We start from the raw sequence: 11,708 nt of genomic DNA on the forward strand, positions 1-11,708 counted from the left end.
ATACTAAGAAAACCAAGCAGTGCTTTTTCTTCACAGCTTTGATACTCTTTAGTGCGTCCGCGACGGTATTTTTTGTACGCATCAAAGAACTGCCCTGCCAAAAACTGCTCAATAATAATCGGATGAATATAAGAGGCGCGGCAAACCGTAGGCGTGTTGCCTAGATCCTCTGCTACGCTTTTGACCATATCGACAACCAGCTGTTGGCGCTCAGCGCTTTTGGACTCAGTAGCCAATATGTCTTTGCCAACCGTCGTTTGTAGCTCGTCGTATAAATAACTGGCTGCGAGGACACTGGCCATCCACGTGCGAAAATCTTTTGCACTATACAACTTGCTTTCGCCATCCGTATCACACGTATGCATTCGCAAGTAGTCGTTGATATCGCTACTATCGACAACTTGCTTAACACCATCATCGTCTATATATTTAAAAATATGATAACCCGGTAATTCAGAACATGCCTGTACGATGTCAATCAAGCGCTCATCCTGCAATTCAATATGATGCTCTTTTGCACTTTTTCCGACAAAATCAAATGCCAATCCATAGTCCGTTTCACTAACATGTTTACTTCGCAGCGTACTTAGACCATAGCTTTTATTAAGCTTGGCATAACGACTATTACCCACACGGATTAATGTGGTTTCTAATAACTTAATAACCGCCGCTAGCACATTAGCGCGTGACAAGGGCGTAGCTTCTAAATCTATCTCAACCTGAGCGCGTAGACGTGGCAGCGCCTCGGCAAAGCCAATCATCGCATCGAACTTCGCTCGATCCCTTACGCGATTCCATTCTGGATGATACAGATATTGCTTGCGCGACTTGTCATCACGCCCTGTCGATTGTAGATGCCCCTTTTCATCCTGGCATATCCACACCTCTGACCACATCGGTGGTATAACCAACGCATCAAAACGCTTGCGCAACGCCCTATCTTTTACCGTCTGTCCATCGGCATCTTTGTAAGTAAAACCGCGACCCCAGCGCCGACGCGTAAACCCAGGCTCATCGTCGCTGACATAACGCAAATTCGCCAAACGAGCCAAATGTTCATAGTCGTGGCGTGCATCTATGTGTGTATCTGTCTGATGATTTGCCTGAACCATAAAATTATCCGTCTTATAAACTAGTCGTTTTAGCATAATTAATGACAGCAGTTTTTACTGTTTGCTTGGCGCAGAGAATGTGTAAGGCTCTGTAAAATTGAGCGGATGGCAGGGTTATCAATTATGAGTTATTAAGTCATAATTGATAACCCTATTCATTAATCGATCTGAGTAAAGCATCATGAAAAGCCCTTCTATAAAAATCACGCCATTGTTCCAATGCTGATTACGCTAACTGGTTAGATTTGTGGCAACGTTATTTGACATTCTATGAGACCAGTTTGCCCATGAGCACGACTGATGCAACATGGCGCAATTTACTAGATAGCAATGTGGCTATTTATGGGTTTACCGCATGGCGGGATACTAGGTTGGTAGGTATCACTCATGTGGTGCTGCATCCCAATACATGGGATACCACGGAATGTTGTTATTTAGAAGACCTATACGTTAATGAGTCTGTTCGTGGACAGGGTGTCGGGCGCGCATTAATTGAACAAGTATATGACTTTGCACGCCAGCAAAACTGCAACCGTGTGTATTGGACAACGCAAGAAGGCAACACAACCGCGCGCAACCTGTATGACACCATTGCCACTCAAACTGATATGGTGCAGTATCGTAAAAACTTATGATTTATATCATCTGTCTTATGAGTAAACATAAATGAGCAAATAAAAAACGCCAAGCATTGGATGCTTGGCGTTTTCTTATTCATACCATTTTAGATTAAAAAATCTTAAATATTATTTACCGTATACACATAAGTAAGCGGTTTCTACTTCTACTTTTACTTGAAACTTTTGATTGGCTTCAACGGTGAACTGCTCGCCAGCATTAAAGGTTTGCCACTCGCTAGATTGTGGTAATTTAACGGTTAAAGCACCACTGACCACGCTCATGGTTTCAAATTCGCTCGTACCAAACTCATACTCACCAATTTCCATGACGCCAACAGTCGCAGGCTTAGTCGCTGTCTGAAAGGCAATAGACGTCACTTTATCATCAAAATAACTATTAACGCTTGGCATAATTTTCCTTAATTAATTGTTGGTTAGTACTTTAAAATTGTCTTTTATAGTCCAGCTTTTAGACTGGCTTCGATAAACTGATCGAGGTCACCATCTAGCACAGAACCAGTGTTAAAGGTCTCGACACCAGTACGCAAGTCTTTGATACGCGAATCATCGAGCACATACGAGCGAATCTGACTACCCCAGCCCACATCAGACTTATTGTCTTCAACTGCTTGCTGTTTTTCCATACGCTTTTGCATCTCAAGCTCATACAATTTAGCACGTAGCATTTTCATCGCAGTGGCTTTGTTACCATGTTGGCTACGCTCATTCTGGCAAGTCACGACGACACCGCTTGGCTCATGCGTGATACGTACCGCAGAATCTGTGGTGTTCACATGCTGACCACCCGCACCAGATGAGCGATAGGTATCAATACGCAAATCAGCCGGATTGATATCAATATCGACATTATCGTCAATCTCAGGTGACACAAACACCGCAGCAAATGAGGTATGACGACCATTATTACTATCAAATGGTGACTTACGGACTAAACGATGCACACCGATCTCGGTACGCAACCAACCAAAAGCATAATCGCCTTTAATCTCAATCGTGGCTGACTTAATACCAGCGACGCTACCTGATGATACTTCAATGACATCAACCTTGAAGTCATGCGCTTCAGCCCAGCGGGTATACATCCGCAGCAGCATCTCTGCCCAGTCTTGCGCCTCAGTACCACCACTACCTGATTGGATATCCAAATAACAGTTGTTTGGATCCATCTCACCACTGAACATACGGCGAAACTCTAAATCTGCCACTCGCTCTTCAGCGCTATCTAGCTCGCCCTGAACATCAGCGAGCAATGACTCGTCTTCTGCCTCTACTGCCAGCTCTAGCATGGCAGACGCATCTTCTAGTGTCGTCTCAAGCGAAACCACCACATCGATGACACCATCCAGATGACTTTTTTCTTTATTAATCTTGGTTGCGCGCTCTGGATCGTTCCATAGCTCGGGGTTTTCTAATTCTAAATTGACTTCTTCTAAGCGTTCTTGCTTACCATCGAAGTCAAAGATACCTCCGCAAGTCCTGCCCACGCTCAGATAAGTCTTTGATTTTTTCTTGATACGGATTAATTTCCATAAGTGTTCCTGTATTTTTCTAATAAAAATAAATATCTAAATGATATGCCGCTATTTTAAATGAGATTGACACTGAATAGTTGGCTAATTATTGCCTATACTCATTGCTGACTATAATGGCTGCGACCCATAGTTATTACTGACTATGCATATATGCTGCCTAAATCGACCAATCCTCTACTGCCCAACGATGGGCTAGCGCATGCGCATGCAGCGCCTCATCGGGTGAGACGCAGATAGCGATATCTGCCCACTCAAGTAGCGGGATGTCATTTTTAGAATCCGAATACGCATACGTTTTTTCAAAGGTCACGCCAGCCAATTGCTGCTTACTCACCCACTTGTCTAGATGATATATCTTACCTTCTTTAAAATTGGGCTTATCCGCTAATTTACCCGTATAACGCTCGTTTTCTATCTCGAGCGGCGTCGATAACACATTGGCGGATTCGATACCAAAACGTTTGGCAATAGCAGAGACCACAAAGTCGTTAGTAGCAGAAATAATCACTACAGCATGCCCCTTTTCAACATGCTGACACAACACCTCCATCGCTTTTGGCCGAATATGTGGCTCAATTTCACGTGTAATGTAATCCTCACGCAGCTCATGCAACCGTGCCAATGGCAAGGTAGTCAAAAACTGGGCGACAAACTCATTGTACTCTGTCGCGTCAAGTGTACCTTCGATATAATCCTGATAAAACTTCTGATTGGCCGTGCGATACTGTGCCTCATCAACCAGACCATTATTGACGATATACTCACCCCATAGATAGTCGCTATCGACATCAAGTAACGTGTGATCTAAATCAAATAGCGCCAGTTCTTTTTGAGAGTTTTTCGTATGAGGTGCTTGCATTATGAATGCCTTATTGTTTTTTCAAAATGTTAATAGTAAATAGAATTAATTATAATTAAAGATTATATCGACTGTGTTTTAGCTAAAGCCTTTAATATAGTCAGTTTTTTGGATATAACATTTATTCAGTAAATTTTGAGAAGTCTACTGTTTGCCAGACAAAATTATGCTAAATTATTTATTCAGCTTACTTTATAAGACATACCACGACCTTAATAAGCAACCCGAGAACCTTATGAAAGCGTATCATAACAAAACCGACTTATTTAGTAGATCTCAAATTAACAAGGTGCATCGCCCTGCTCGCTCGATTAAAGAAATCAGACAGCGTCAGTTAGGAGATGCGTACCAATCGCCTTGGGATCGCCTGATCCATGCACTCTTAAACGGCTTGATGTATGGCTTTGGTGGCTTGCTTATCGACGTGGTCATTGTTGTCGTTCGCTCAATAGCTGATATCGGTAATGGTGAGGTTTTTTGGTTATTCACCCCTTTTATGTTAGTACTCGGTGTAATCATTGGGTTAGTCGTTGGTAAAAACGCAGGGGCCGAGAGCGTCAATGCACTACATATCGACGAAACTGCCAACCATAACCCTTATCTCGATGACACCTCTATCAGTCATGATATTTTTCGCGGTTTGATTGTTGGTATCGCTATCTTTGCCGTTATCTGGCTCGCTATGATGTTTATCATGTAACGTTACTCTCATGGCCATAGATAAAGGATAAAAATACAGAGGATTACACCCTATACACTTATCCTCTGATCTTTATTTATCACTCAGCGCTACATTTACTGGTTGCTATTCATCAGGCATTGCGATTTCTTTTAGTCCCGTTTTGAATTTTTGACAACGCTCTGCATAATGCACCGCCGAGAGCTTTAACATCGCTGCTTGCTCATCTGTTAAGGTCTTCACTACTTTTGCAGGTGCACCCATGACCAATGAATTATCTGGAATAACTTTGCCCTCTGTGACCAATGCTTTAGCACCGATGATACAGTTTTTGCCAATTTTGGCATTATTGAGTACCACGGCACCGATACCAATCAAGCTGTTATCACCAACCTCACAGCCGTGCAGCATCGCTAAATGTCCGATAGTGACATAATGACCGATTTTTACTTCGATACCTGCATCAGTATGAATCACACTGTTTTCTTGTACATTACTGTAGTCACCAATGTGAATGCGTTCATTGTCACCGCGTAGCACCGCACCAAACCAAATACTGGCTTGATGCCCTAAATACACATCACCGATGACTTGCGCAGAATCTGCCACCCAACCTTTAAACGGTACAGCGAACTCAGGGGTCTTATCTAAATACTGATAAATCATAACTGCTCCTTGTTATCGTTTTTTATGCCAACTAAATAGTGTCGCATGTAGTGTAATGTCGCGTGACTGCATCTCTTTTATTTCGGACTGACTATAGTCAAAGAACTCTAAAACGAGTACAAGTGATACATCCAAGGACAATAACGCCGTAGACAGTTAGTCATTCGCTAGCTTTCTCTGACGTAGCTGGCTTTTGCTAATTGTAGATAGATAACGAGATCGATAGCTCTCATTTTATATCAGTCAATAATGCCCTCTATTGTGGCAAAGCTGTCTATCAAAATCTAGCATTATCGGTAGTAGGACTTGTCACTCAATCAAAAAAGCATTTATGTATATAGACTATGTATGCAGATATAGTCATTAACCCTTAGAGGGTTCACCTTGATAAAGGTTGTTTCTAGTGCAGAAATTTCTTGCCATCAGATATCACTTAACGTGCATTTATAAGCGCTTTGTCGCTTAATACAGACTACATTATATATTTATCGAAAATTAGCAAACTATGCACTACAACTTAGCAAATCGACTGGCTATTCTAGCGTATATTGTATATAATGCGCAAAATCTGTGCCTAAGCGAGCGGACATGATGCAAGTTACCTATTCACTATCTAGTGGGTTTTGTAGTTTCCATCAATAATGTCTTCTCGCTTTTTTATGGAAAAATTTTAGATTTTCTTGTTTCTTTATGCAAATATTAAGACATAGAAATCCAAAGTTTAATCATAAAAAAATCATAGCACTAACCAATAACAGCGGAGGCAACCCTTGAATTCATCGGCAGAAGTACAAGCAATTTTGGCATTAGCAGACGGTACGATTTTTCGCGGTGTGAGTATCGGTAGTCTCGGTCATCGTGTCGGTGAGGTGGTGTTTAATACAGCCATGACAGGGTATCAAGAAATATTAACCGACCCAAGCTACGCACGTCAGCTCGTGACCCTCACCTATCCACACATTGGTAATACAGGTACCAATAGCGAGGACACAGAATCTGGTAATGGTCATCAAGTCTGGGCAGACGGTCTTATTATCCGTGATGCGACAATGGTTACCTCAAACTTCCGTAACTCAGAATCACTGAGCGACTACCTACAAAAGCATGATACCGTCGCAATCGCTGAGATTGACACTCGTCAATTAACTCGTCTATTACGTGATAAAGGCGCTCAAAACGGTTGTATCATGACAGCATCAAATGGCGATACCATCAGTGCAGAAGACGAGCAACAAGCCATTGAACTGGCGCAAGAGTTTGCTGGTATCGAAGGCATGGACTTGGCCAAAGAATGCTGCACTAAAGAAAAGTTCGAATGGACAGCAGGTACGTGGGACTTATCAGACACCCTACTTAACCGTGATATAGCTGGTAGCCATGATAGCGGTACGGGCGGATTCTTTAAGCAGCTTGGTACTCATATCGATGCCAAATACAACGTCGTCGCTTATGACTTTGGGACCAAAACCAATATCTTGCGCATGCTGGTAGATCGCGGTTGTCACGTAACAGTCGTACCAGCCCAAACGCCTATCGCAGACGTGCTAGCGCTAAACCCAGATGGTATTTTCTTATCAAATGGTCCAGGTGATCCTGCTGCTTGTGACTATGCTATCGATGCAGTGCGTCACATCATTGAAAAAACCAATGTTCCTACTTTTGGTATCTGTTTGGGTCATCAGCTGGTCGGTCTGGCTAGCGGTGCAAACACCATCAAAATGAAAACAGGTCATCATGGTGCCAACCATCCAGTACAAGATGTGGCAGCTGGTACGGTTATGATTACCAGTCAAAACCATGGTTTTGCGGTTGATGAAGACACACTACCTGATAATGTCAAATCCACCCATCGCTCACTATTTGACGGTACCAACCAAGGTATCGAGCTGACCAATAAGCCTGTCTTTAGCTTCCAAGGTCACCCAGAAGCCAGCCCTGGCCCACATGACTGTGCGCCATTGTTTGATAAGTTTGCTAAGATGATGGAAGCGGCTAAATAGTGAACTTTTTCACTAAAATATTTAATAGAAAATGTAATAAGAAAATAGAAAATATTTTATCAGAGCATAAAGCATCTTCTAATGAAATAAATGATAAAAGGAAACAGAAGCTCGATAGACTACAGAAGGTTCAAGAACAATACTTTCAACGTCTATCCGAGTTATCAACTAAACAAAGATGGGATTTTGCTTTTACTCTTTTAAATGATTTCAATACCCATCTACCATTTGACTTATTAAAAGATATTATTCCTGATATTCCAAGAATACATGACAGCACTTTAGACTCAGACATCATTGAAATAATGTTGGAGGATATAGAAATAGCAAAGTATGAATACGGCTTTACTATTAATGAACTAGGAGAGTTTGCTGATCTTTTAGCCAAAAATTCTGAGTTATCTCTAGAACAGTCTTCTGATGTCCTTAAACACGTATTAGAAATCGAACTGTCTAACTATTCATCCTCGTTGGATGAATTTAAAAGGTTCTTAACTTATTTAGATAGGGTTTTCGAAAAAATTAACCTTAAGTGAAATAGATGCTATTTTCTTAGATAAAACATGCTTCTAACGATATTAGTGATCATTAAGCCCGAGTTTTTCTATTATTTTTAACTTTTACTTACAGTATAAGACATCTTAAAATCCCAAACCGCCAAAATAGGACTTAACAACATTATGCCAAAACGTACCGATATAAAAAGCATTCTTATCATTGGCGCAGGCCCTATCGTCATCGGTCAGGCGTGTGAGTTTGACTACTCAGGCGCGCAGGCCTGTAAAGCACTAAAAGAAGAAGGCTACCGCGTCATCTTGGTCAACTCAAACCCTGCGACCATCATGACCGACCCTGTCATGGCTGACGCCACCTATATTGAGCCGATTACGTGGCAGACGGTTGAGCAAATCATTGCCAAAGAGCGTCCTGATGCAATCTTGCCAACCATGGGCGGACAGACTGCGCTGAACTGTGCATTAGATTTGGATAAGCATGGCATATTAACCAAATACGAGTGCGAGCTGATTGGAGCAACCAAAGACTCAATTGAGATGGCGGAAGATCGCGAGCTGTTTGACCAAGCGATGAAGCGTATCGGCCTAGAGTGCCCACGCGCTGAAACGGCTGAAACCATGGAAGAAGCGTTTGCTACCCAAGAGAAAATGGGCTATCCATGTATCATTCGTCCCTCATTCACCATGGGTGGTTCAGGTGGCGGTATCGCTTATAACCGCGATGAGTTTATCGAAATCTGCGAGCGCGGTTTTGATTTATCACCAAACCATCAATTGCTTATCGATGAGTCACTGATTGGTTGGAAAGAGTATGAGATGGAAGTCGTTCGTGACAAAAACGACAATTGCATCATCATCTGTGCCATCGAAAACTTTGACCCAATGGGCGTACACACAGGTGACTCTATCACAGTAGCACCAGCACAAACGCTAACGGATAAAGAATACCAAATCATGCGTAATGCTTCGTTAGCAGTACTGCGTGAAATCGGCGTCGAAACGGGCGGCTCAAACGTACAGTTCGGTATCAACCCTGATACAGGTCGCATGGTTGTCATCGAAATGAACCCACGTGTATCGCGTTCATCTGCACTCGCCTCAAAAGCCACTGGCTTCCCGATTGCCAAAATCGCAGCAAAACTGGCCATCGGTTACACGCTAGATGAATTACAAAACGACATCACTGGCGGTAGAACTCCAGCCAGCTTTGAGCCGGCACTTGATTATGTCGTGACCAAGATACCAAGATTTAACTTCGAAAAATTCCCACAAGCTGACAACATCCTATCGACGCAAATGAAGGCCGTCGGTGAAGTCATGGCTATTGGTCGTAACTTTCAGGAGTCTATGCAAAAAGCATTGCGCGGTATGGAAACGGGCAATGATGGTTTTGATGAGCAAATCGACTTTGCCGCTATTAAAGACGGTAAACTCAGTACTGATAAAGCCCGTAGCGAGATTATCAATCGCTTAACGATTCCTACTCCTGAGCGCATCTACTACATCGCTGATGCATTCCGCGTCGGTATGAGCGTCGACGAAGTGTTTAACTTCACCAAAATCGATCCATGGTTCTTGGTACAAATCGAAGACATCGTAAAAACCGAAGCAGACGTTAAAGCACTAGGTTTTGGCGAATTAACGGAAAAGAATTTGCGCAGTTTCAAGCGTAAAGGCTTATCAGACTTGCGTTTGGCTAAATTGCTTGGTGTATCACAAAAGCAGTTACGCAAAAAACGTTGGGATTTAAATATCTATCCAGTCTATAAACGTGTAGATACCTGTGCGGCAGAGTTTGCTACCAGTACCGCTTATATGTATTCAACGTACGATAGCGAATGTGAAGCCAATCCAACCAATAACAAGAAAATCATGGTTATCGGTGGCGGTCCTAACCGTATCGGTCAAGGTATCGAATTTGACTATTGCTGTGTACACGCAGCGCTTGCGATGCGTGCAGATGGCTACGAAACCATCATGGTCAACTGTAACCCAGAGACCGTTTCAACTGACTATGACACCTCTGACCGTCTATACTTTGAACCAATCACATTAGAAGATGTGCTAGAAATCGTCCGTATCGAAAACCCTGATGGTGTTATTGTACAGTTCGGTGGTCAAACACCATTGAAACTGGCTCGCGCATTAGAATCTGCTGGTGTAAAAATCATCGGCACTAGCCCTGATGCCATCGACCGTGCTGAAGATCGTGAGCGCTTCCAGCACATGATTCAACAGCTTGATCTGACTCAACCATCAAACGCCCTAGCGACGAGCTTAGAAGACGGCTTAGTAAAAGCAAAAGATGTAGGTTACCCATTGGTTGTACGTCCATCTTATGTACTCGGTGGCCGCGCGATGGAAATCGTCTATAACGAAGACGAGCTGAGACACTATCTGCGCACAGCGGTACAAGCATCAAACGAAGCGCCTGTGTTGCTAGATCGCTTCTTAGATGACGCCATCGAAGTCGATGTAGACTGTGTCTGTGACGGTACTGATGTGGTCATCGGCGGTATCATGCAGCATATCGAACAAGCGGGCGTTCACTCTGGTGACTCAGCCTGTTCACTACCGCCTTACTCGCTATCGGATGAGCTATGTAACGTCATGCGCGCACAAACCATTGCTATGGCAAAAGAGCTTGGTGTGATCGGCCTAATGAACGTACAGTTTGCCGTGAAAGGTGAAACTGTATATATCCTAGAGGTCAACCCACGTGCCGCACGTACAGTGCCTTTCGTGTCTAAATGCATCGGTACATCGTTAGCACAGGTCGCGGCTCGCTGTATGGCTGGCACCTCGCTTAAAGACCAAGGGTTTACCACTGAAATTGTGCCTGCCTTCTATGCGGTTAAAGAAGCTGTCTTCCCGTTTGCTAAATTCCCAGGTGTCGATCCAATCTTGAGTCCTGAGATGAAATCAACGGGTGAAGTCATGGGTGTTGGCAAAACCTTTGGCGAAGCATTCTACAAAGCCATCATCGGTAGTAACGAGCGCTTGCCAGGTCTACCAACTGAAGGTGAAAATAAGACAGCCTTTGTCTCAGTACGTGATAGCGACAAAGCACAAATTGTACCTATCGCTCGCCAGCTCGCTGACTTTGGTTTTGACATTGTCTCTACGAGTGGTACGCAAAAAATACTGAGCGAGGCGGGTATCGAATGTAAGCAAATCAATAAGGTGACTGAAGGTCGTCCACACATCGTTGATGCATTGAAAAATGGTAAAATTGACCTTATCATCAATACTACCGAAGGCAAGCAGGCGCAAGAGGATTCATTCTCTATCCGCCGTAGCGCACTGCAAGGCAAAGTATTTTATGTCACGACATTGGGTGCTGCAGATGCTATTTGCAAGTCTTATTCAATTAACTTACCGTTTGAAGTTTACAAGCTACAAGATTTACACGAACAAGCAAAGACTATTGCTTAGTTCTATTGACTTGACTGAATAATTTCAGTAGATTAAGCATAACAGTCAAGCTAATGTAACTGCTCATGCAAAGTTTCGCATGAGCTATTATATAACCGTAATAGACAATACCTTTAAAAAGATAAACCCCAAAAGCATAGTGGCCAAACTGCGACTATGCTTTTTATTACGTAAAGTTAAGGATGCAGCATTTGAGCGCTAAGACGCTCATACATGACTGTCCGTTTGCTTATTACACAGTTTGAACCTCACACTTTTTTATATCTCAT

At 43.0% G+C, this 11,708-nt stretch carries 10 protein-coding genes; 5 read left to right on the top strand and 5 right to left on the bottom strand.

Annotated features, from left to right (window positions below):
- Nucleotides 1-1,112 (bottom strand): DNA topoisomerase IB (locus tag ACT3SX_RS10870; protein WP_444761728.1); only part of this gene is annotated, 1,112 nt, incomplete at its 3' end.
- Between the two features lie 287 nt (nt 1,113-1,399).
- On the opposite strand from ACT3SX_RS10870, the gene ACT3SX_RS10875 reads away from it, so the two are divergent.
- Nucleotides 1,400-1,747 carry a GNAT family N-acetyltransferase gene (locus tag ACT3SX_RS10875; protein ID WP_225739321.1) on the top strand — a complete coding sequence of 116 codons (348 nt, stop codon included), beginning with the start codon at nt 1,400-1,402 and terminating at the stop codon, nt 1,745-1,747.
- Between the two features lie 111 nt (nt 1,748-1,858).
- Here the strand turns inward: ACT3SX_RS10875 and ppnP are convergent, their stop codons facing one another.
- The 3 genes from ppnP to ACT3SX_RS10890 all read right to left on the bottom strand — a co-directional run bounded on the left by ppnP (nt 1,859) and on the right by ACT3SX_RS10890 (nt 4,144).
- Nucleotides 1,859-2,143: a pyrimidine/purine nucleoside phosphorylase gene (gene ppnP, locus ACT3SX_RS10880; RefSeq protein ID WP_192520603.1), complete on the bottom strand. Its 285-nt coding sequence runs from the start codon at nt 2,141-2,143 to the stop codon at nt 1,859-1,861.
- Between the two features lie 44 nt (nt 2,144-2,187).
- Nucleotides 2,188-3,283 (bottom strand): peptide chain release factor 2 gene (gene prfB / locus ACT3SX_RS10885; RefSeq protein ID WP_192520602.1). Its coding sequence is split into 2 segments (ribosomal slippage): nt 2,188-3,210 and nt 3,212-3,283, totalling 1,095 coding nucleotides; the frame shifts between segments, so codons are not numbered across the junction.
- A gap of 159 nt (nt 3,284-3,442) precedes the next feature.
- Nucleotides 3,443-4,144: an HAD family hydrolase gene (locus ACT3SX_RS10890; protein WP_192520226.1), complete on the bottom strand. Its 702-nt coding sequence runs from the start codon at nt 4,142-4,144 to the stop codon at nt 3,443-3,445.
- Between the two features lie 235 nt (nt 4,145-4,379).
- Between ACT3SX_RS10890 and ACT3SX_RS10895 the strand changes: the two genes are divergently transcribed.
- Nucleotides 4,380-4,844 (top strand): hypothetical protein, encoded by a 465-nt coding sequence (locus tag ACT3SX_RS10895; RefSeq protein ID WP_192520227.1) that lies wholly within the window; start codon nt 4,380-4,382, stop codon nt 4,842-4,844.
- A gap of 105 nt (nt 4,845-4,949) precedes the next feature.
- Here the strand turns inward: ACT3SX_RS10895 and ACT3SX_RS10900 are convergent, their stop codons facing one another.
- Nucleotides 4,950-5,489 (bottom strand): gamma carbonic anhydrase family protein, encoded by a 540-nt coding sequence (locus tag ACT3SX_RS10900; RefSeq protein WP_192520228.1) that lies wholly within the window; start codon nt 5,487-5,489, stop codon nt 4,950-4,952.
- A 770-nt stretch (nt 5,490-6,259) separates the two neighbouring features.
- On the opposite strand from ACT3SX_RS10900, the gene carA reads away from it, so the two are divergent.
- The 3 genes from carA to carB all read left to right on the top strand — a co-directional run bounded on the left by carA (nt 6,260) and on the right by carB (nt 11,439).
- Entirely contained in the window at nt 6,260-7,489 is a 1,230-nt protein-coding gene (gene carA, locus ACT3SX_RS10905) for a glutamine-hydrolyzing carbamoyl-phosphate synthase small subunit (protein ID WP_192520229.1), read from the top strand.
- Nucleotides 7,489-8,025 (top strand): hypothetical protein, encoded by a 537-nt coding sequence (locus ACT3SX_RS10910; RefSeq protein WP_192520230.1) that lies wholly within the window; start codon nt 7,489-7,491, stop codon nt 8,023-8,025. The genes carA and ACT3SX_RS10910 overlap by 1 nt, the downstream gene beginning before the upstream one ends.
- Nucleotides 8,026-8,169: 144 nt before the next feature.
- On the top strand, nt 8,170-11,439 hold the full coding sequence (gene carB / locus ACT3SX_RS10915) for a carbamoyl-phosphate synthase large subunit (RefSeq protein WP_442069865.1): 3,270 nt from the start codon (nt 8,170-8,172) through the stop codon (nt 11,437-11,439).
- Nucleotides 11,440-11,708: the final 269 nt, after the last annotated feature.

This window comes from Psychrobacter sp. AOP31-B2-9 (genome assembly GCF_052378005.1).
Classification (GTDB): Bacteria; Pseudomonadota; Gammaproteobacteria; order Pseudomonadales; family Moraxellaceae; genus Psychrobacter.